The sequence below is a fragment of the Actinophytocola oryzae genome, assembly GCF_004364325.1.
Taxonomy (GTDB): Bacteria; Actinomycetota; Actinomycetes; order Mycobacteriales; family Pseudonocardiaceae; genus Actinophytocola; species Actinophytocola oryzae.
The window spans coordinates 65,568-85,067 of the sequence record NZ_SOCP01000003.1 but is presented as its reverse complement, the minus strand read 5'-3'; the positions used below and the strand labels follow the sequence as shown (position 1 = coordinate 85,067).

Annotated in this window: 18 protein-coding genes; 10 read left to right on the top strand and 8 right to left on the bottom strand. The window is 71.0% G+C overall.

Annotated elements, in window-relative coordinates; all coding sequences use genetic code 11:
- Window positions 1–196 precede the first annotated feature (196 nt).
- Window positions 197–610, top strand: coding sequence for a histone-like nucleoid-structuring protein Lsr2 (locus tag CLV71_RS07870; RefSeq protein WP_133901980.1), 414 nt, complete (start codon window positions 197–199; stop codon window positions 608–610).
- A 236-nt stretch (window positions 611–846) separates the two neighbouring features.
- Complete coding sequence (locus CLV71_RS07865) at window positions 847–1,632, top strand: EI24 domain-containing protein (RefSeq protein ID WP_133901979.1); 786 nt, start codon at window positions 847–849, stop codon at window positions 1,630–1,632.
- On the opposite strand, the gene CLV71_RS07860 is transcribed toward CLV71_RS07865, so the two are convergent.
- Window positions 1,584–1,853, bottom strand: a complete 270-nt coding sequence (locus CLV71_RS07860; RefSeq protein ID WP_279588725.1) for a tetratricopeptide repeat protein — start codon at window positions 1,851–1,853, stop codon at window positions 1,584–1,586. The genes CLV71_RS07865 and CLV71_RS07860 overlap by 49 nt on opposite strands.
- Window positions 1,854–2,109: 256 nt before the next feature.
- On the opposite strand from CLV71_RS07860, the gene CLV71_RS07855 reads away from it, so the two are divergent.
- Window positions 2,110–3,579, top strand: coding sequence for a S8 family serine peptidase (locus CLV71_RS07855; RefSeq protein WP_133901977.1), 1,470 nt, complete (start codon window positions 2,110–2,112; stop codon window positions 3,577–3,579).
- On the opposite strand, the gene CLV71_RS07850 is transcribed toward CLV71_RS07855, so the two are convergent.
- Entirely contained in the window at window positions 3,576–4,049 is a 474-nt protein-coding gene (locus tag CLV71_RS07850) for an RrF2 family transcriptional regulator (protein WP_133901976.1), read from the bottom strand. The genes CLV71_RS07855 and CLV71_RS07850 overlap by 4 nt on opposite strands.
- A gap of 75 nt (window positions 4,050–4,124) precedes the next feature.
- On the opposite strand from CLV71_RS07850, the gene CLV71_RS07845 reads away from it, so the two are divergent.
- Window positions 4,125–4,868 carry an SDR family oxidoreductase gene (locus CLV71_RS07845; protein WP_133901975.1) on the top strand — a complete coding sequence of 248 codons (744 nt, stop codon included), beginning with the start codon at window positions 4,125–4,127 and terminating at the stop codon, window positions 4,866–4,868.
- A gap of 81 nt (window positions 4,869–4,949) precedes the next feature.
- Here the strand turns inward: CLV71_RS07845 and CLV71_RS07840 are convergent, their stop codons facing one another.
- Window positions 4,950–5,639: a DUF4360 domain-containing protein gene (locus CLV71_RS07840; RefSeq protein WP_424923871.1), complete on the bottom strand. Its 690-nt coding sequence runs from the start codon at window positions 5,637–5,639 to the stop codon at window positions 4,950–4,952.
- 201 nt (window positions 5,640–5,840) lie between these two features.
- On the opposite strand from CLV71_RS07840, the gene CLV71_RS07835 reads away from it, so the two are divergent.
- Window positions 5,841–6,482 carry a DUF4360 domain-containing protein gene (locus CLV71_RS07835; RefSeq protein ID WP_208297456.1) on the top strand — a complete coding sequence of 214 codons (642 nt, stop codon included), beginning with the start codon at window positions 5,841–5,843 and terminating at the stop codon, window positions 6,480–6,482.
- Window positions 6,483–6,839: 357 nt separating this feature from the next.
- Here CLV71_RS07835 and CLV71_RS07830 read toward each other — a convergent pair whose 3' ends face one another.
- The 5 genes from CLV71_RS07830 to CLV71_RS07810 form a co-directional block, all read right to left on the bottom strand.
- Window positions 6,840–9,746, bottom strand: a complete 2,907-nt coding sequence (locus CLV71_RS07830) for an ATP-binding protein (protein ID WP_133902519.1) — start codon at window positions 9,744–9,746, stop codon at window positions 6,840–6,842.
- Window positions 9,747–9,890: 144 nt separating this feature from the next.
- The gene (locus tag CLV71_RS07825) at window positions 9,891–10,151 is read right to left on the bottom strand and encodes a hypothetical protein (protein WP_133901974.1); all 261 of its coding nucleotides are present in this window, start codon (window positions 10,149–10,151) and stop codon (window positions 9,891–9,893) included.
- 31 nt (window positions 10,152–10,182) lie between these two features.
- Window positions 10,183–13,029: a type 2 lanthipeptide synthetase LanM family protein gene (locus CLV71_RS07820; RefSeq protein WP_133901973.1), complete on the bottom strand. Its 2,847-nt coding sequence runs from the start codon at window positions 13,027–13,029 to the stop codon at window positions 10,183–10,185.
- A gap of 32 nt (window positions 13,030–13,061) precedes the next feature.
- Window positions 13,062–13,832, bottom strand: a complete 771-nt coding sequence (locus tag CLV71_RS07815) for a thioesterase II family protein (RefSeq protein ID WP_133901972.1) — start codon at window positions 13,830–13,832, stop codon at window positions 13,062–13,064.
- Window positions 13,829–15,166, bottom strand: coding sequence for a helix-turn-helix domain-containing protein (locus CLV71_RS07810; protein ID WP_166663997.1), 1,338 nt, complete (start codon window positions 15,164–15,166; stop codon window positions 13,829–13,831). The genes CLV71_RS07815 and CLV71_RS07810 overlap by 4 nt, the downstream gene beginning before the upstream one ends.
- 252 nt (window positions 15,167–15,418) lie before the next feature.
- On the opposite strand from CLV71_RS07810, the gene CLV71_RS07805 reads away from it, so the two are divergent.
- The 5 genes from CLV71_RS07805 (at window position 15,419) to CLV71_RS07785 (ending at window position 19,498) form a co-directional block, all read left to right on the top strand.
- Window positions 15,419–15,580 carry a hypothetical protein gene (locus CLV71_RS07805; protein ID WP_208297455.1) on the top strand — a complete coding sequence of 54 codons (162 nt, stop codon included), beginning with the start codon at window positions 15,419–15,421 and terminating at the stop codon, window positions 15,578–15,580.
- Window positions 15,581–15,695: 115 nt separating this feature from the next.
- Window positions 15,696–16,640: a ketoacyl-ACP synthase III family protein gene (locus CLV71_RS07800; RefSeq protein ID WP_133901970.1), complete on the top strand. Its 945-nt coding sequence runs from the start codon at window positions 15,696–15,698 to the stop codon at window positions 16,638–16,640.
- The gene (locus CLV71_RS07795; protein ID WP_133901969.1) at window positions 16,637–17,977 is read left to right on the top strand and encodes a preATP grasp domain-containing protein; all 1,341 of its coding nucleotides are present in this window, start codon (window positions 16,637–16,639) and stop codon (window positions 17,975–17,977) included. The genes CLV71_RS07800 and CLV71_RS07795 overlap by 4 nt, the downstream gene beginning before the upstream one ends.
- Window positions 17,974–19,215: a type III PLP-dependent enzyme gene (locus CLV71_RS07790; protein WP_133901968.1), complete on the top strand. Its 1,242-nt coding sequence runs from the start codon at window positions 17,974–17,976 to the stop codon at window positions 19,213–19,215. Before CLV71_RS07795 ends, CLV71_RS07790 begins: the two co-directional genes overlap by 4 nt.
- A 19-nt stretch (window positions 19,216–19,234) precedes the next feature.
- Window positions 19,235–19,498, top strand: coding sequence for an acyl carrier protein (locus CLV71_RS07785; protein WP_133901967.1), 264 nt, complete (start codon window positions 19,235–19,237; stop codon window positions 19,496–19,498).
- The last annotated feature ends 2 nt before the right edge of the window (window positions 19,499–19,500 follow it).

The following is a 19,500-nucleotide window of genomic DNA, read 5'->3' as shown; positions in this document are numbered from 1 at the left end:
CCGCCGTTCCGCGTTGGCTGGGAGTCGGTGCCTCCCATGCCCTCCCGACCGTCCTGGGGTGGACAGTTCAGGCAGTCCGCGAAGATTCCTCGTTTTCGGACACTGTGTCGGAATTCGTTTTTTGCTAGTGTACGGTATACCTGGCGCTCGAATGCCACGTATTGCGCGTGCGGCCTCGGACACGAGAGAGAAGACAATGGCTCAGAAGGTGTTGGTTCAGTTAGTTGACGACGTGGACGGCACACCGTCCGACGACGTCACGACCGTGGAGTTCGGTGTGGACGGCATCGTCTACGAAATCGATCTGAACGCCGCGAACGCGGAACGGCTGCGCACGGTCTTCGCCGACTACGTCGCGGCCGCCAGGCGGACGGGCGGCAGGCTCAAGAGGGGTTCGCGGCCCGCGGGCCGTTCCGGTGACCCCAGTGAGGCCGGGATGATTCGGGAATGGGCGATCGGCAACGGATTCGAGCTGTCCGGCCGCGGTCGGATCCCTGGTCACGTCGTCGAGGCGTACAAGGAGGCCAAGCGGTCGGAGCGGAAGACGAAGACCGTCGCGGCCGCGGGTAAAGGAACCGCAAAGCGTCGTACGGCGGCCAAGAAAGGCTGATCCGTCCCCGGGCGCGGTCGGGGACGCCGCGCCCGGGGCGCACCTGAACTCGTGAAACAGCTCCTGACCGCAATTGAGCACCCGACGAGAAAACCTACGTTTTCTGACCTTTTCAGCCGAAAGATACTGTGAGTAGCGTCTTGTACACCGTTCGGGTACGCCACGACCCGATCGAGTGAGGGCTGCTTCCGGACCGGGCCGGTCGTGAGCCGGTGGACGCTGATAGAAGTAGACCCGTGCGGGACTTCCTCAGGGGTGTGCGGTTGTTCGGGCGTGGCGCGACGATCGTGGCGCGCTCGCCACGACTGTTGCTCATCGGCGCGGTGCCCGCGGTGCTCACCGCGCTGCTGCTGCTCGGCGGGATGGTCGCGCTGGTCGTCTGGGTCGACGACCTGGCCGCGTTGGTCACGCCGTTCGCGGACGACTGGGCCGAGGGCCTGCGCACGCTGGTGCGGGTCGCGGCGGGCATCGTCCTGGTCGGGCTCTGGCTCGTCCTCAGCATGATCGGCTTCTCCGCGCTGACGCTCGCCATCGGCGGCCCCTTCTACGAGCACATCGCCGAGAAGGTCGAGGACGACCTCGGCGGTCCGCCCGCCCCCGTCCAGGACCTCTCCTGGGCCCGCATGCTCTGGCTCGGCATCCGCGACGGGATCGTGCTCGTGCTGAGGTCGCTGCTGTTCACGGTGCCACTGCTCGTCGCGGGCTTCGTGCCGGTGATCGGCCAGACGGTCGTCCCGGTGCTGCTCGCGCTCGTGACCGCCTGGTTCCTCGCGCTCGAACTGGTCGCCGTGTCGTTCTACCGCGTGGGGATGGACCTCGGTCAGCGGCGGGCGGTCCTGCGCGGGCGCAGGGGCCTCGCGCTCGGGCTCGGCCTGCCCGCGTCACTGCTGTGCGCGATCCCGCTCGCCGCGATCGTGGTCATGCCGGTCGCCTTCGTGGGCGGCGTCCTCGTCGCCCACGAGGCCATGCGAGGTCAGGCGAACGACTCGGCCATGCGCAGCCACGGCGCGGCCTCGTCGTGACGGCCCTGGCGCTGCAGGGTGCGACCCAGCATCAGGGTGGCGTAGTGCTCGACCGGGTTACGGTCGACGACCGCGCGTAGCTGCTCCTCGGCCCGCCGCAGCTGCGCGGAGTGGTAGTACGCGCGAGCCAGCAGCAGGCGGGGACCGGTCTGCTCCGGGTACTCGTCGACCACGTCGGCCAGCAGCCTCGCGGCTGCCGCGTAGTCCTTGTCCGTGAACAGGAACTGCGCGCGCTCCCACCGTTCGGCGGTCGCATCCTCGTGCGGGTCGCCGTCGAAGAGGTGCAGGGCGCTCGCCCACCGGTCGGCGGTGGGTTCCCCATCGGGCTTGTAGTCGTTGTAGTTGATGACGCCTCCTCTCGGTCAGGCAAGTCGTTCAACCATCAACCAACCACCGACATTCCGCGTCCGGTTCGTCACCCGTTCGTGAGTCCCTCGTTAGTAGAAACGACGGGGGGTCAGGTGGTTTGGAGGTCTGATGACCGGACGATCTTCTCGCGCATCCCTTCCACTGGCGGCGCTCACCGCCGCGTTCGCGCTCCTCCCGGCCGTGCCCGCCGCCGCGGCACCCGGTGACCCCCTCGCCCCGCTGTCCGCGACCCTCGCGTCGACACTGCGCACCGCACCGGACGACCTGCCCATGACCGCGCTCGTGCACGGCGAGGACCTCGCCGCCGCACACGACGCCGTCCGGACGGCGGGCCTCGCCGAGATCACGAGCTTCCGGCGCATCGGCGTGGTCGCCGCGGCAGGCACCGCGGAGCAGCTCCGCGCCGTCCGCGAACTCCCCGGCGTGACCTACGTCGAGGGCGACGTCCCCATCCGGTTCTTCGCCGACTCCGGCACCACCGCGACCCGCAGCCGTGAGGCCCAGCAGACGCTGACCGGCCCGGACGGCACCGCGCTCGACGGCACGGGCGTCTCCGTCGCCGTGATCGACAGCGGCATCGACCCGACGCACCCCGCGTTCACCGGCCCGGACGGCGCCACCCGCGTCGTGCGCAGCCTGAAGGGCGTGTGTCCCACCGAGGACACGGACACGAGCTGCCTCGTCGACGTGCCGACGTCGGTGGACACCGACCTGCTCGCGCTCGGCGGCCACGGCACCCACGTCAACGGCATCGCCGCAGGCACCCCGTACACGCTGCCGGACGGCACGGTCGTCGGCGGCTCGGCACCCGGCGCGAAGCTCGTGTCGCTGTCGGTCGGCGCGGCGCTGCTGATCGTCGGCGCCGACGCCGCGCTGAACTGGGTGCTGGAGAACCACGCGGCGCCGTGCGGCCCGGACGTGCCGGCCTCGACCTGCCCGCCGATCAGGGTGGTCAACAACTCCTGGGGGCCGTCCGGCGGTGGCGCGTTCGACCCGGACTCCGCGACCGTGCTCCTGCAGCGCCAGCTGGCCGCCGAGGGCGTGGTCACGGTGTGGGCCAACGGAAACGACGGCGGTGACGGCTCGGCGAACCTGTCGAACCCGCCCGGCACCGACCCGACGCCCGGCATCCTGTCCGTCGCCTCGTTCGACGACCTCGGCACGGGCACCCGCGACGGCGGCGTGTCGGAGTTCTCCTCCCGTGGCGCCGCCGCCGACTCCTCGACGTGGCCGGACATCTCCGCGCCCGGCGAGAACATCGTGTCGGCGTGCAGGCCGTACCTGCCGATCTGCTCGACGGGCCTCCAACCGATCGACGGGCCCGGCGCGACCGACGTCGGCACGTACAACGTCATCAGCGGCACGTCGATGGCCGCGCCGCAGATCACCGGGATCGTGGCGCAGCTGTTCCAGGCCAACCCGTCCGCGACACCCGCCGATGTCGAGCACGCGCTGAAGTCCACCGCCTACCGGTTCACCGACGGCGCGTCGTACGAGCAGGTCGGCGTGTACCTGACGAGCTACGACAAGGGCACCGGCCTGGTCGACACCGTCGCAGCGGCAGGCGCAGTCGGCTAGCGGCCCTGCCCGAGGCGGGCTCGCGTGCGCCCGGGTGCCGCCTCGGGCAGCCGCGCGAGGATGTCGGCGAGGGTGACCCCGTCGAGGCTGCGGCGCCACGCGTCGTGCGCGTCCTTCATGGTGCGGGCCAGGACGCACGGCTCGCGGCAGTCCTCCGGCGGGGCCGCGCCGCGTCCCTGCTGCCGGATCTCGCGGCACTCGTAGGGCGACGCGGCGCCGTCGACCGCCTCGACGATCGACAGGAGCGTGACCTCGGCCGCCGGCCTCGCGAGGCGGAACCCGCCTCGGGGGCCGGTCGTCGCGTTGAACACGCCTGCCCTGGTCAGTGCCTGCAGCTGTTTGGCGAGGTAGGGCGCAGGCAGGTCGAAGTACTCCGCGAGCTGGGCCGCCGAAGCGGTGCCGCCCGGCTCGAGCTGCGCCAGGGTCGCGGCGCAGTGCAGGACCCACTCGGTACTGACGGGCAGCTTCACACCTCGGAGTGTATCGCGGATATTGCGGATCTGTTAAGTCCGAGATACCGTCGACGGTGGAGAAGGGAGCCCAACATGCGGATAGCGGTGGCCGGTGCGACCGGCAACATCGGGCGGCAGACGGCCGCCTTCCTCGAGCGCGACGGCCACGAGGTTGTACGTATCAGCCGTGCGCTCGGCGTGGACCTGACGACCGGCGCGGGCCTGGCCGAGGCGTTGACGGGGGTCGACGCGGTGGTGGACGTGACCAACGCCGGCGCGACCGACCGGGACGAGTCGGTCCGGTATTTCGGGACCACCACGGGGAACCTGCTCGCGGCGGAGGAGCGGGCCGGGGTGCGCCACCACGTGCTGCTGTCCATCGTGGGCATTCACGGCGTCGAGGGCAACGCGCACTACGACGGCAAACGCGAGCAGGAGCGCCTGGTGTCGGCAGGTCCCGTGCCGTGGACCATCGTCCCGGCCACGCAGTTCCACGACTTCGCCGAGATGGTCGCGTCGTGGACGGAGAAGGACGGCGTCGCCACCATCGCGCCCCTGCTCGTGCGGCCGGTCGCTCCCTCCGACGTGGCCGAGGTGCTGGCCGAGCTCGCGGTGGGTGACCCGAAGGGCCGCTACGTCGACGTCGCGGGCCCGGACACACAGGACCTCGTCGACATGGCCCGCCGCACCCACCAGGCGAGAGGCCGCGAGGTGCGGCTCGTGCCGACCTGGGACGGTGTCTTCGGCGTGGCGATGGCCGGGTCGGTCCTGCTGCCCGGCGCGGACGCCCGCATTGCCCCGACGACCTTCGAGGAATGGCTGGCCGAGCGGCGCTGAGTTGAAAACAATTCAGGTATGCCACCGGGTGGGTCGCGTGCTCGGCGCGACCCACCCGGTTTGTTCAGTTGTTCTTCGGCATTACGAATTCGGGCAGTGCTCCCAGTGGAAGTGATAGGTGGTGTTGATGTCGCCGTCCGCCGAGTCCATTGCGAGGAAACTCGTCGTCGTCGAGGTGTTCGACGTGCCCGCGTTCACGCGCAGCTCGGTGTTGATGTTGAGATTGCGCAGTTGACCGCACGGGTGGTAGATCAGCGCCGAGATGTCGGTCTCGTCCGAGGTCTGCCAGTTGTCCTCGAGCGCACCGGTGAACGTGTGCGTCCGGTACTCCGTCTGGGGCATTCCCTGGAAGTAGTACGACGCGCGCTGCGTGGCGTTGGCTCCCCGTGCCAACGACGCGAAACCACGGTAGTCGGCGCGTGCGATCGCGTAGGTGAAGCCTTGCGGCACGTGCACGGCCACGTTGAGCTGGCAGTTCTTGCGGAAGTCGGTCGGGCGTGAGCCGACGCCGACCTGCGCGAGGTAGGTGCTGTAGGTGACGGTGAACGCCGTGTTGTCCGGCGCGACCGAGACCGCGGCCGAGCCCGGCGGACAGCCGGAGCCGTTCACGGTGACGATGTCGATGACGATATGGTCGTCCGGCGGTGGGACGGGATCGTCCAGGAATCCGGTCGCCGACGCCGGTGAAATGAAGAAGAATTGACTCAGCAGTATCAACAAGATAGCGCCAGCGAACTTTGAGTTTCTACGCATGGGGCTCCCTTCGGGCATCATTTTTTGGCCCGTAGTTGGCTGATGTTAGAAGTGCCGTCCAATACCGGTCAATCGGCTGATTGGGCTAGGAGTGAATTCAGCAAAGCAACTTTGTTCGCGCGACCAAATACCCCTAGGGGTCTTGCGTTGATCATTTCCCGGTTGCTAGCGTCCGCCCGAAGGAAAGCTCCCCCAATTCGACTCTCCTAGGGAAACCACATGTCTGTCAGGCCGACCAATGTGCGACTGCTGGTCCTCGTCGCGCTGACCAGCGTGTTCGTCCTGCCCGGCGCCGCGAGCGCCGAGACACCGCCCGCGGCCGGCATCACGCTCGACGTCGTGAGCGTCAACGGCTCCGGCTGTCCTCCGGGGACGGCCAACGTCTCGGTGCTGCCCGACAGTTCCGGGTTCCGCGTGACCTACCGTGATTTCCTGGCACGCGCGGGCGGCGAGACCAACCCGACCGACTTCCGCAAGAACTGCCAGCTCAACGTGCTGGTCCACATTCCACAGGGATTCACGTTCGCCGTCGCACAGGCGGACTACCGCGGCCGGGCACGACTGGAGAACGGCGCGACCGCACTGGAACGCACCAACTACTACTTCCAGGGCTCACCGGACAACAACTACGTGGACCACAACTTCTCCGGTCCACTCTCCGGCACCTGGCACACGATCGACGCCACCCCGGTCAACGAGCTCGTCTACGCGCCGTGTGGTGAGGACCGCAACCTCAACGTCAACACGGAGATCCGGGTCGACGAGGGCACCGTCAACCCGAACAAGGTCAGCTCGATGTCCATGCGTACAAGCGAGGGAAACGTGGACACGATCGTCCACTTCGAGTGGAAGCAGTGCTGAACGATCCCGACCTTCGCCCTGCGCCCACCGCACTGAAGGACTCCTTCAGTGCGGTGGGCGTCAGAAAGGCGTCCTTCAGTGCGGTCCGGTCGGGACACTGACGTGCCCGCGGGCGCTGAAGTGCACTGAAGGACGCCTTCGTAACGCCCAGGGTACTGAAGGACGCTTTCGTAACGCCCAGGGTACTGAAGGACGCCTTCGTAACGTTCGGCTCGGCCTCGGCCGCCTCACCGCACGGTCTGTCCGGCCCAACCGACCGACCGCGCAGCACACCCGTCCCGTCGAGACCCGGCCAATACCGCGTCACCACCAACGCCCCCCACCAACGCCCCGGACCCGACGTTGCGAAGGCGTCCTTCAGTGCTGTTGACCACCCGCGTACTCGCTCAACGCGATCCGGTTCGGCAACCCCGTCTTGTTGATGAGACTCGACACGTGTTTCTCAACAGTCCGAGGGGAAAGATGCAGCCGATCGGCGATCTCCCGGTTGCCGAGCCGGTCGGCGAGCAGCCTCAGCACCTCGTACTCCCGCACGGTCAACCCCGCCGACCGTAGTGCCGCCGGGATCTCCGACACCCCCGTCCGCCGCTGCGCCACGCGCACACCGTTGTTCCGCAACAACGCCCGGCACGCGGACGCCACCGCGGGCACGTCGGTCCCGTGGAAGTGGTCCTCCGCCGCACGCAGCCAGTCGACCGGCGTGCCCCAGCCGTCCGCCAGCGCCGCCTCGCTCACCAGTCGCAGCCCCAGGTGCCTGCCCATCGCGTACGGCGTGCCGACGGTCAACGCCTCCGCGACCGACGCGGACGCCGACACCCCGTCACCCGCCCGCCCGTCCAGCACCGCCTTGGCGAACAACGCGTACATCCGGTCCCAGCGCAGCCTGCTCGCCAGCGCCTCGGCCAGCTGGCCGTCTCCCACTGGCGGACCCTCCAGCGCCGACAGCAACAGGTGCACGCCGAGACGCCCGGACAGCTGCAACACGGACGGTGTCGCGTCCTCCAGCCGCAACGCCTCCGACTGCTCCTCGACCGCCCGCGTGCGGTTCTCCTCCAGCAGCGCGCAGAACGTCCGCGCCAGCCCGTGGATCCTCGGCGCGTACTGCGGCTGCGCGTCCCCCTCCCAGCGGCGGAACTGCCACAGCGCCTCGTCCATCTCCTTGCGCCTGCCCCGGTGCGCGGCGAGGACCGCGCGGACCAGCAGCACGTACTGCGTGTTCTCCAACAGCTTCAGCCGGGTGGCCGTCGCGAAGACCTTGTCCACCAACGCTTCCGCGGTCGCGAAGTCGCCCGCGAGGATCGTGTACAGCGCGATGCTCTGCTCGGCCTGGCACTGCACGATCACCGCCCCCGTGTTCGTGGCCTGCCGCCGTGCCTGTTCCAGCCGGTCGAGGTCGCCGTCGCGCACCGCGTCGTCGTTGCCGAGCCGGACCAGCGTGTGGATCTCCCAGATCGGCAGCTCGTGGCGTACCGCGATGGCCCGCGCGCGGTGCAGGCACGCGGTCGACTCCTCGCGGTCGCTCTGCCTGCTCAGCGCGGCGAGCAGGTGCCACGCCTGGCAGGCCACCACCGGCAGCGGCACCCGCTCGCCGACGGTCGCCGCGCGCCGGGCCAGTGCCTCCGCCTTGCCGAACTGGTCCTGGCCCGGCATGTCCAGCGCCAGGTACGCCTCGACCACGTCGATGGGTGCCGTGTCCGCCTCGGCTGCGTCGGGGCCGAGCAGGGCCCTCGCCTTCTCGATCTGCACCAGGCTGTGCGAGCTCCACCCGGCGACCTGCGCGGCCCACGCGAGCCTGGTGTGCAGCTGTGCGCGCCTGCCCCGGTCCAGGCCGCCGACCTCGTCCAGCATCGACGCCGACGTGAGCGCGCGCTCGACGAGACCGGCCTCGGCCAGTGCGTACAGCAGGTGCTCCAGCGTGTCCGCCCGGACCGCCGCCTCGGCGCCCGCCAGCAGCTCCCACGCCTTGTCGAGCAGGCCCACCGCCGAGTTCGCCGCACCCTGGGCGAGTGCCCGCTCGCCCGCCTCCGCGAACAGCCTGCCCGCGGCGAGCGGGGTGCCCGCGGCCAGCCGCAGCGTCGCCGCCGCCTGACACCACTCGCCGGGCAGGCCGGGGTAGGTGGCATCGACGGCGTCGGCGGCCCGTGCGGCGAGCCTGGCCCGCTCCGCCGGGGTGAGCAGCGACAGCAGTGCCTCGCGGACGAGCTGGTGCTGGAAGGCGTACCAGTCGCGGAGCTGGTCGTCGGGGACGACCAGCTGGGCACCCAGCTCGCCGTGCAGGTGCGACAGCAGCTCACGGTCGGGGAGCCCGGTCACCGCCTGTGCGACGGCGAGGGAGAACCGGTGGCCCAGTACGGCGGCGACGGACAGCAGCTCCTGCGCACGCGGGTCGAGTGCCTCGACGCGGCGCGCGACCATGCGGGCGAACGTCGCGGGCACGTCGGTCGGCGCCTGTGCGGCCATGTGCCAGCCGTCCGCGCCCGACACGAGCAGCCCGCCGTCGACGATGCCGCCGAGCAGCTCCTCGATCAGGAACGGGTTGCCCGCGCTGCCGGCCCACAGCAGGTCGACGGCGGGTGCGGGCACGTCCTCCGGCGCGATCTCCAGGCAGGCACCCGCGAGGCCACGCAGGTCGTCGCGGGTGAACCTGTCCAGCTCGATGAGGGTGGCCGTGCCGCGCCGTGCGGCGGCGCGGGCCAGCTCGAGCGCCGGGCACGGCTCGTTGCGGATCGTCCCGAGCAGCAGCGTCGGCTGCCGGTCGAGGTTGTCGACGAGGTACTCCACGACGGCGAGGCTCTCGGCGTCGGCGTCCTGCAGGTCCTCCAGCGACACGAGGCAGCCTCGGTCGTGGCCCGCGAGCCCGACGAGCCGCAGCACCCCCTCGGCGAGGATGACCAGCGAACTCTCCTGCGCGGCGGCCGGGGTGCCCCAGTCGGGGATGAGTCTGGCGAGCACCGGCCGGTACGGGCCGAGTGCCGCGATGTCCAGGTCCAGTTCGCCGTCGGCGCGCAGCAGCGACATCAGGGCCTCGGTCAGGGACCGGAACGGCACCATCGGGCCGATCGCGCTGCCTCTGCCGCGCATCAGCACCATGTCGGCCGCGAAGCCGCGGTCGACGACCGCCGACGCGAGGCGGGTCTTCCCGATGCCACTCTCGCCCACCAGGAACACCGCGCTGCCCCGGCCCGCAGCCGCGGCGGCCAACGCGTTCTCGACGGTACGCAGTTCCCGGTCCCGGCCGACCACGATCGACGAGCGGTTCCGCACAAGTGCGAACATTACTCAGGACTCACCCGCTCGAACCATGGGAACCGGGCATTTTCCCCCGATTGTTCCCTCTTGTTAAGCCGTGCGGCCGTGACCCGGTAACCCCGCCCCGGTCACGGCCCGCGTTCCCCGCCTCGGCCTGGTCTACTGAGGCAGTTCGCCGATGACGCCCTCGCAGCACGTGGTGAACGCGACGTTCGCGGAGTCGTCGAAAACCCCGGTCAGACCCAGCGCGACGGCCCCGGCCGACACGACCATGCCCGCCAGCGCGGCAGTGCGTAAACCGAACGTCACGGCGGGCAGGAAACGCAACAATGGTGTGGTGAAGCCAGTTCCACCGGTTTCGCCGCCGGTCGCGTCGATTGCGTTGGCATTTTCCTTGGTGCTGAATCGCTCTGTGGACACGTTTCCGAATTCCCTTCTCCGTACAACTCGGTTATCTGTCGAAAGACGTTGATCGTGACGGTTCGAACAGAAGAATCGAGGGCACCCGTTCGGCGAACCCGAGCCGTAACAGCCCGTAGCCGATGCCCGCGAGGCCGCTCTGGAGCCCGGGGGTGGACACCCCGCCCGGCACACCGCAGGTGGGGCCGTAGGCGTTGACCGCGTCGAGGACGAGCCCGGCACGGCGGCGGCGCGCGGCCGACGCGGGCCCCGGCCGCTCCTCGGCGGCGGCGAGCACGGTCACCGCCTCGGCGACACCCAGCTCCCCGTGGCACAGGCTGAGGTCGGCGAGGACCGGCCGCTCGGCGAGCAGCGGCGCGGGGTCGGCCGCGCCTGCCAGCGCGAGACCCGCGAGACCGCTGCACCAGCCGAGGTCACCGGGTGCGGCGTGTGCGTTGGCGCGGGCGAGCCGTGCGGCGTCCTCGTCCCGACCGGTGAGCGCCCAGGCCACGCCCGCGGCGCCGTCGGCGAACCCGCCGCCCGTGCCCACCCGGCCGCCGGTGCGGCGGACCAGGTCGGCGAGCCGGTCGGCGCACAGGTCGGCGAGCGTCGCCGCCTCGGCGAGCCCGAGCTCGGTGTGCACGGCGGTCGCGGCGGCCAGGCAGCCCGCGTCCCCGGTGGCGACGCCCGGCGCACCGGGTGTCTTCGCCGCCATGGCCGCCAGCTCGACCGCGGCACGCGTGGTCGCGCGCAGCTCGTCGTCGGCGAGCAGCGAGGTCAGGCGGGCGAGGCCGTAGGCGATGCCGCCGAAGCCGGCCAGCCCGCCGCAGCCGACGGCCGCGACCAGCTCGGGCCGGTCGGCCAGGCTGCTCAGCATCCTCGGCACGGCACGCAGTGCCCGCCGCGCCACCTCGCCGTAGCGGGTCACGTCGGACAGCTCGGCGACCTGGGCGAGGAACAGGGCGACACCGACGTAGCCGCCGGCGAGACCCGCACCCATGGGCAGCACCATCCAGCGCCGGTCGTCGACCAGCTCGATACCCAGCCAGTTCACCCGGTCCGCCGCGTCGAGGCCGCGTGCGACGACCTGGTCGGCGAGCCCGCACGCGGCGGCGAGCAGCCGCTCGGGTGGTGCCGCGGTGCCGGTCAGCCCGTCGCGGCTCGGGCCGGGCCGGTGGGTGCCCGCCGGCGCGCGGGTGGCCAGCGCGGCCGAGATGATCCACTCCTGGTCGCGGCGGTCGACGTCGCTCATGGCGCTGACCCGCGCGCGGGCCGTGGTCAGGTCGGGGGCCGGGAGCGCGCCGGGCAGGCGCTGCCCCTCGGAGCTCCACAGGTCGGCCGACGCGGGCCGCGTGGAGAACTCCGGCACGTCCATCGCCCACAGGTCCGCCTGCTCGTGCCTGCACACCTGCCACCGCAGCGGGTGCTGCGCCGACTCGGTCCACAGCAGGTCGAACGCGGCGTCGCGGTCCAGCGCGTCACGCAGCAGCTCAGGACGGGTGGACTCGGCGAGCAGCCGCAGGTAGCCGCGGGCGTGGCGGACCACGACCCGCACCTCGACGTCGGCGAACGTGCCGAGCAGGGCGGCGAACTCGGCGCGGTGGCGGGTGATCATGTCGTAGACCTGCCGGAAGCCCTCCAGCGTCGCGCGGTCGTCGGTGCCGGTGCCCGGCAGCAGGCCGACGCGCTGCACGGAGTCGGCCAGCAGGCGCGCGGCCGGGTCCTGGTCGTCGTCGGCGTCGGCGAGCGCCGGGTGGAACAGCGTCTCGACGTCCACGAGCACCGGCTGGTCACCGTGTGCGACGACGTGCTCGGCCCGGCAGTCGGTGGCGTGCAGTGCGTGCAGCAGGGCGAGCAGTGCGCCGTGGCGGCGGTGGAAGCGGGCGGTGGTCCCGGTGTCCGTGTCGCCGGTCAGCGGCCGGGCAGGCACGTGGGCAACCCAGCCGTACCCGTCGCGCTCCAGTGCGGGCACCGGGTACAGGCCGAGGTCGGGCAGGAGGTGGTTGAGCCAGCGCACGGCGTCGGTGAACCTGACGTGTGCCGCGAGGTCGCGGGGCCGGTAGACGACGCGGCGGCCGTCGGCGAAGGTCAGCAGGGCGACCGACCGGCCCCGGCGGTGGCCGTCGCCGGTGCCGGTCTCCACCTCGGTGAGCGGACCGGGGTCGGTGCCGCCCAGCAGCGCGTCGACGATGGCCGCGCGGTCGGCGGCGAACCTGGCGACCAGCTCGACGGCCGCGTCGGTGCGGTCGGTGCTCACGGTCGCGAGCAGCCTCGCCAGCACCGGGTAGGCGGCCAGCAGCGCGGCGAGCCCGGCGGGCTCGGTCAGCCGGGTCGCGAGGTCGCTCGCGGACGCGGCGGTCGCCAGCTCGTGGACCAGCGTGCGGCTGGCGATGCCGACGAGCCGGGTGGAGAGCCTGCGTGCGTAGTGCGCGGCGACCGCGGGCAGGTCGGTGTGCTGCTCGGCGTGTGCGCCGAGCGCGGCGAGCCGGGTGGTGAGGTCGGCGGTGGCGTTCGCGACGAACGGGCGCAGCGGCACCGCGAACGCGGCGCGCTGGTCCGGCTCGCCGACCCGCTCGGGCCGGGCCGCACGCACGGCCCGCTCCACGGTGTCCACCCAGGCCGGGCGGGTGGCGCGGGCGGCGAGGTCGGCGGGGGACTCGGCGACGAGGTGCCCGAGACCGGTCTCGTCGAGGCCGACGGCGGCGAGGCGGGCCGCGAACCGCTCACCGTTGCCGTAGGCGGCACGCCAGCTGGCGACGCGCTCCCGTGCGTGCTCGGTGACGACGTTCCCGCTGGTGGGCGCCGATCGTTCGGCGAGGGCAAGGCCTGGCGCCCACCAGCCTGACGGCAGCACCTCGGTCCGCGGGAGTCCCGGCGGGCTGGAGGGCTGCGGTGTCATGCCATGAACTGTGCCGGGATCCGACGGTGAGGTCATGCGCGTAATCCACGTAGTTTTTCTCCGGTGACCCGGTGGTTGTGCGCGGCGGCCACCACCAGGGCGTGGACGATGGCCGGGGAGTCACGGGTGAACAGGTGCCCACCAGGCACGATGTGGACGCGGCAGTGGGCGCTGGTGTGCCGGGCCCAGCCGAGCGCGTCGGTGGGGGTCATGAGTGGGTCGTGGGTGCCGGTGAGCATGTGGATGGGGACCGGCAGGGGTGGGCGCTTCACGGGCTCGTGGCTCTCGACCAGCGCGATGTCGTCGGACAGGAGTGCCTTCGCGGCGTCGACCCAGCGCGGGAAGCGGCCGAGGCGGCCGGTCAGCTCGCCGAGCACCGCGTTCAGCTCGGCGCTGTCGTCGCGCATGGGCGGGTCCTGGTCCGGCGGCGGGTAGCCGCCGACGACCAGTGCGTCCGGTGTGGACTGTCCGGTCCGGACGCGGTAGTGGGTGAGCCGGTACGCGACGAGTGCGCCCATGCTGTGGCCGTAGAACAGGAACGGCTGCCGCAGGAACGGTCCGAGGTGCTCGTCGAGGTCGGCGACGAGCGCGTCGATGTCACGGACGGCAGGTTCGGCGACGCGGCCCTCCCTGCCGGGCAGCTGCACGGGGAACACGTCGAGGTGCTTCGCGAGCGCGTTCCGCCAGCCGGCGAACGCGGACGCCCCGCCGCCCGCGTGGTGGAAGCAGAACAGCCTCGGTCTGTCGTCGTCGAACGGGGGCCGGTCCAGGTAGGGCGTCGTCGTCGGGACCGTGGCCGTCATCGCGTCGCCCACTGGGCCGTGCGCAGCTGTGTGACGCCGGAGTCCTCGTACCTGGCGAGGAAGTGCCTGCGCACCAACGGGTCCAGCTGGTAGCGGGGCGTGCCGTCCTGATCGGCGGACGCGGGGGAGAGCAGGTTCGCGTGGGCAAGGCGCTCCACGCCGTCCTGGAGCGCGGGCTCGGACATGCCCAGCTGGTGGCACAGGTCGGCCGGGGCGAACCGGTCGGGGTCGAGCAGTGCGAGCCGCTGTGCCAGGTGGCGTTCCTCTGGCTGGAGCGACCGGTCGTACCCGGCGATGCTGGCCCGCACGGACAGGTCCGCGACGGCCAGCCGGTCGAGCACCCGGTGGGTGTCGGCGAGCAGGTCGGCCAGGTCGGCGAGCGGCCTGCGGGGTCTGGCACGCAGCCACGACCCCGCGATGTGCAGCGCGAGGGGCAGCCGGGAGCACGCGTCGGCCACGGCCCGTGCCGCGCCTGGCTCGGCGTTGACCCGCTGCACACCGGCGAGCTGCGCGAGCAGGTACACCGCCGCGTCCGCGCCGAGCGGGTCGAGGCGGACGGGGTAACCGGGCAGTGCGAGCAGCTGGTGGCGGCTGGCCAGCAGCAACGCGCTCGCGGACGCGCCGGTGAGCAGTGGCCGCACCTGCGCCTCGCTGCTCACGTTGTCCAGCACCAGGAGCACCCGCCGGTTGGTCAGCGCGGCCCGCAGCAGCGCCGCACGCTCCTCCAGGCTCGCGGGCGGCTCATTCGCACCCAGGGACCGCAGCACCCGCCCGAGCACCGCGTGCGGGGACATCTCCCCGTCGTCGGGCCGGTCGAGGTCCACGTACACCTGGCCGTCGGGGAACCGCTCCCGCAGCCGGTGCGCCACGTGCACGACGAACGCCGTCTTCCCCACGCCGGGACCGCCGGTGACCAGCGCCGACCGCGGGACGGGCCCCTCGGTGAGCGCCCGGACGACGGCAGGCGTCTCCCGCTCACGGCCGGTCAGCTCCGGCACGTCCGGCGGCAGCTCGCAGCAGCCGGTGGCCTGCGAGCCCGGGTGCCAGCCACCCATGGCGGGCGCTCCCGCCCGCTTGCGTGCGGCCCGCAGCAGGTCCGCGCGGGCCATGTCGTCCAGGCCGAGGGCGCCTGCCAGCAGCTCGACCGACTGCTGCTGGGGACGCTCCGTGCGGCCGATCTCGAGGTTGCGGATCGCCCGGACACTCAGTCCGGACCGTTCCGCCAGCTCCTCCTGGGTCAACCCGGACACGACGCGTTGCTCCCGGAGCAGCACCCCGAACGTGGTATCGGCGCGGAACCCGGGCATCGGCTGCCGGGTTAACGGCACGGTCATGGTCACACCTCCCGCTAGTGGTCTGAGCACACGGTCACCCATCACCCATGGGGGGCGCATGGGTGGACATCACCCATGTTTCGGCCGGGCATACGCGTAGTCACCCGTTGTGTGTGTGCTGTTCCGGAAACGGTCCCTGTACCGGTCGATGTGCCGGTTCTACTTCCTGGTTGGTCGATTCCGAATGGTGTTTCGTATGAGTTGTCGCCGGAACCAACCGGCCGGCGGCAAAACCGAAGAAAGGTGAATCACATGGCCAAGAGTGCCGCGAAGGCCGCCGCCAAGTCGGCTGCGAAGGTCGCCGCGAAGGTTGCCGCGAAGGCGGCCGCCAAGCAGGCAGCGAAGGCGTCGGCGAAGGCAGCGGCGAAGGCCGCCGCGAAGTCGGCCGCGAAGGCTGCGGCGAAGGCTTCCTGATTCTGCAGGCCTCCTGATTCCGATGGCGGCATGATTCCGTCGGGTCACCCCGCGCGGATCATGCCGCCATCTATTTGGATCAACCTCTGTGCATTCCCTCAAGAAAGGACCTGCCGTGCCTCATCTGCAACAGATCGGCACGTTCGTGCCCGAGGAGAGCGTCTCGATCGCCGAGCTTTCCGACTACCTCGGGCTGAGCAGTGCCCAGGTCCGGGTGCACACGAAGTTCTTCGGCCAGGACAAGGTCGCCGTGGCGGGCGACCGGGACCTGACCAGGATGCTGGTGCCCGCCGGTGAGCAGGCGCTCGCAGGCGCCGACCGCGACTCGGTCCGGTACCTCGTCTACGCGCACACCATCCAGTACGTCGCGCCGGTGGGACACCGCGTGCTCGATCAGGTGCGCGCCGAGCTCGGCCTGCGCAACGCGACGGTCTTCGCGCTGTCCCAGCAGCACTGCGCCTCCCCGCTGTACGCGCTGAGCGTCGCCGAACACCTGCTGGCGCAGGAGGGTCCGGACGCCACGGTGCTCGTCATGACCGGGGAGAAGGCCATCTCGCCGCACTTCCGGCTGATCCCGGGCACCACGGTGATGGGTGACGCCACCGCCGCGTGCCTGCTGGGCACCGGGCCCGACGGCGACGAGGTGCTGTCCACCGCGGTACGCACGCTCGGCCGTTTCTACCAGTGCAACGACGCGAGCGAGGAAGTGCTCGCCGACTACGTGAAGGTCTACAACGAAACCGTCATCGGCACCATGCACGACGCGCTCGCCGGCATCGGTCTCGATTTCAGCGACGTCGACCTCGTGCTCCCGCACAACGTCAACACGTTCTCGTGGCGCAAGATATCCGCCGGCTGTGGAATACCGCTGGACCGGATCTACCTGGACAACGTCGCCACGCTCGGCCACTGTTTCGGGGCCGATCCTTTCATCAACCTGGCCAGTGCCAGAGTGGCCGGAAAACTGCGGCCCGGAAACATCGTCCTGCTCGTCGCCGCCGGTCTGGGCGCGACATTCGCGACGGTCGTCGCGCGGATCGGAGAAGGGTTTTCGTCATGAACTTCGCGACACGTCTGAAAATCGCGCTCGTCGGCGACGCCAATGCGCGTTTCGTGTACCTCAACAACTTCGAGGTGGAGCGCAGCTGGGCGAAGGGCGAGCCGGCACTGCCGGGTGCCGGCATCGCGTTCGCGGCCACCACGGTGAACCGCATGGAGGAGCTGGGCGTGCTGCTCGCCTCCGACGACGACGTGGTGGTCCTCAAGGCCCCCGTCGACCCCGGCTACGCCGCGTACCTGTCGCGGCTCGAGGCCGCGGCGGGCCGCACGCTGTGGGCGGAGAACAGCGACCCGGCGCGCACGGTCACCGAGGACGCCCTGGTCTCGCCCGAGCTGCTCGCCGCGCTGCGTGAGCTGAACGACGGCCGCACCTACCTCATGCCGCTGGGCATCTCGCCCGCCGAGGAGGAGCTGTCCAAGGAGACCGGCCTGCCGCTCGCCGGACCGTCCGCGCAGACCTGCAAGGCCGTCAACGGCAAGATCTTCAGCCGCCGCCTCGTCGACACCCACGGCCTGCGCCGGGTGCCGGGCGCGGTCGTCGAGACCGCCGACCAGCTCGCCGGCGCCCTGGAGGAGCACCTCCTGCCCGGCAGCAAGGCGGTCGTCAAGGAGTCCCTCGGCGTCTCCGGCCGCGGCATGGTCGTGCTGGACGACGTCAAGCGCGGCGAGCGGCTCGTCCGCATGGTCAACCGCCGGGGCGAGCACGAGCGCGTCGACTACGTGGTCGAGCAGTGGATCGACAAGGTGCTCGACCTGAACTACCAGGTCATCGTCTCGCGCAAGGGCGAGGTCAGCTTCGAGGCGGTCAAGGCCGCCGTCGTGCAGGACGGCGTCCACAAGGGACACATGTTCCCCGTCGCGCTGACCGCCGACCAGCTGCGCGAGCTGGAGGAGGCAGGCGAGGTCATCGGCCGGGTCCTGTTCGCCGAGGGCTACTTCGGCGTGGTCGGCATCGACGCGATGCTCGGCCGCGACGGCACCGTCTTCCCCTGCCTGGAGATCAACGCCCGCTTCAACATGTCCACCTACCAGAGCCGGATCGCGGAGCGGTTCGTCGGCGAGGGCAAGCACGCCGTCGCCGCGACGATCGGCCTGCGCCCGCACCGGCGGCACACCTTCGACGAGGTCGTCACCGCACTCGGCGACCTGCTGCACGACGGGTCGGACCGGCCCGGCTTTCTGATCAACAACTTCGCCACGCTCAACGCCGCCGCCAGTGAGGGAACGCAGTTCCACGGCCGGATCTACGGCATCTGCATCGCGGACGACCCGGCCGCCGCGCTCGCGCTGCGCGCGGACGTCGAGCGGGCGCTGACCGAACTGGTGGCCCAGCCATGACACTCGACTACCCCCAGCTCGCCGAGGAGTTCGGCACCCCGCTGTACGTCTACGACGGCGAGGTCCTCACCAACGTCCTGACCGAGCTGCGCTCGGTGCTCCACCCCTCGCTCGAGGTGTTCTTCTCCCTCAAGTCCAACCCGAACATCAGCGTCTTCGGCATGCTCCAGCGGGCGGGTGCCCGTGCGGAGGTGTCCTCGCTGGTCGAGCTGCGCACGGTGATCGCCGCGGGCGCCAAGGCCGAGGACATCATCTTCCTCGGCCCGGGCAAGAGCGAGCGTGAGCTGACCGCGTGCGTCGAGGCGGGCATCTACGCGATCGTCTGCGAGTCGTTCGACGAGCTGGAGCGCATCGACCGGATCGCGGGCGAGCACCGCGTCCGCCAGCGCGTCCTGCTGCGGGTCAACGCCGCCTGCGCCGTGCAGGGCTCGCGCCTGACCATGGGCGGCAAGCCCCGCCAGTTCGGCATCGACGAGGCCCAGGTCCTCGACGCCGGGCAGCTCTCCTACGAGCACGCCGACGTCGCGGGCATCCAGGTCTACCTCGGCACCCGCATCCTCGACGCGACGGTCGTCGCCAGGAACACCAAGTACGTGCTGGAGCTGGCCGACCGGGTCGCCGAGACCTGCGGGATCCGCCTGGACGCGGTCGACATCGGCGGCGGCCTCGGCGTGCCGTACTTCGACGGCGAGGAGGACCTCGACCTCCAGCTGCTGGCCAAGGAGATGAACCCGCTGCTGACGGCGTTCGCGCAAGCGCACCCGGAGACCCGGCTGATCATGGAGTCGGGCCGGTTCCTGACCGCCCGCGCGGGCACGTACGTGATGAAGGTCCGGTACGTCAAGGAGTCCATGGGCGAGCGGTTCGCCGTCACCGACGGCGGCACGCACCACCACATGGCCGCGGTCGGCATCGGCTCGTTCGTCAAGCGCAACTTCCCGATCTCGCTCCTGAACCGTGACGGCGACGGCGAGGAGCAGTGGAACGTCACCGGTCCGCTGTGCACCCCCAACGACACGGTCGTCAAGAACGCGGCCCTGCCGGCACTGCGGGTCGGTGACCTCCTCGGCGTCGAGCGCTCCGGCGCGTACGGCCCCACGGCCTCGCCGGGCCTCTTCCTGAGCCACGGCTTCCCGGCGGAGGTCCTGGTGCACGACGGAAAGCCGCACCTGGTCCGCGAGCGGGACCGGCCCGACGACCTGCTGCGCGTGCAGCGACTGGTCGACTTCGAGAAATAACAAGGAAAGGACACCAACCATGGAACGCGCAGAGATCATCGAGCACGTCCGCATCTCGCTCTCCGACGTGCTCAACCGCGAGCTGCCGACCCTCACCGAGGAGACCAGGCTGTTCGAGGACCTCGCGCTCGACTCGACCAGCGTCATCGAGCTGCTGATGGGTCTCGAGGACACCATCGGCATGGAGATCGACCCGGACGACCTCGAGCCGGAGGTCTTCCAGACCGTCGCGCGCCTCACCGACTACATCGAGCGCGGCTTCAACCGGGTGGCGGTGGGCTGAGC

What these genes read in the sequence shown, in the direction of transcription:
- CLV71_RS07870 (WP_133901980.1), top strand. Translation starts at nt 197, where the DNA reads ATGGCTCAGAAGGTGTTGGTTCAGTTAGTTGACGACGTGGACGGCACA.
- CLV71_RS07795 (WP_133901969.1), top strand. Translation starts at nt 16,637, where the DNA reads ATGAACTTCGCGACACGTCTGAAAATCGCGCTCGTCGGCGACGCCAAT.
- CLV71_RS07805 (WP_208297455.1), top strand. Translation starts at nt 15,419, where the DNA reads ATGGCCAAGAGTGCCGCGAAGGCCGCCGCCAAGTCGGCTGCGAAGGTC.
- CLV71_RS07840 (WP_424923871.1), bottom strand. Translation starts at nt 5,639, where the DNA reads ATGCCCGAAGGGAGCCCCATGCGTAGAAACTCAAAGTTCGCTGGCGCT.
- CLV71_RS07820 (WP_133901973.1), bottom strand. Translation starts at nt 13,029, where the DNA reads ATGACACCGCAGCCCTCCAGCCCGCCGGGACTCCCGCGGACCGAGGTG.
- CLV71_RS07855 (WP_133901977.1), top strand. Translation starts at nt 2,110, where the DNA reads ATGACCGGACGATCTTCTCGCGCATCCCTTCCACTGGCGGCGCTCACC.
- CLV71_RS07810 (WP_166663997.1), bottom strand. Translation starts at nt 15,166, where the DNA reads ATGACCGTGCCGTTAACCCGGCAGCCGATGCCCGGGTTCCGCGCCGAT.
- CLV71_RS07790 (WP_133901968.1), top strand. Translation starts at nt 17,974, where the DNA reads ATGACACTCGACTACCCCCAGCTCGCCGAGGAGTTCGGCACCCCGCTG.
- CLV71_RS07785 (WP_133901967.1), top strand. Translation starts at nt 19,235, where the DNA reads ATGGAACGCGCAGAGATCATCGAGCACGTCCGCATCTCGCTCTCCGAC.
- CLV71_RS07845 (WP_133901975.1), top strand. Translation starts at nt 4,125, where the DNA reads ATGCGGATAGCGGTGGCCGGTGCGACCGGCAACATCGGGCGGCAGACG.
- CLV71_RS07835 (WP_208297456.1), top strand. Translation starts at nt 5,841, where the DNA reads ATGTCTGTCAGGCCGACCAATGTGCGACTGCTGGTCCTCGTCGCGCTG.
- CLV71_RS07815 (WP_133901972.1), bottom strand. Translation starts at nt 13,832, where the DNA reads ATGACGGCCACGGTCCCGACGACGACGCCCTACCTGGACCGGCCCCCG.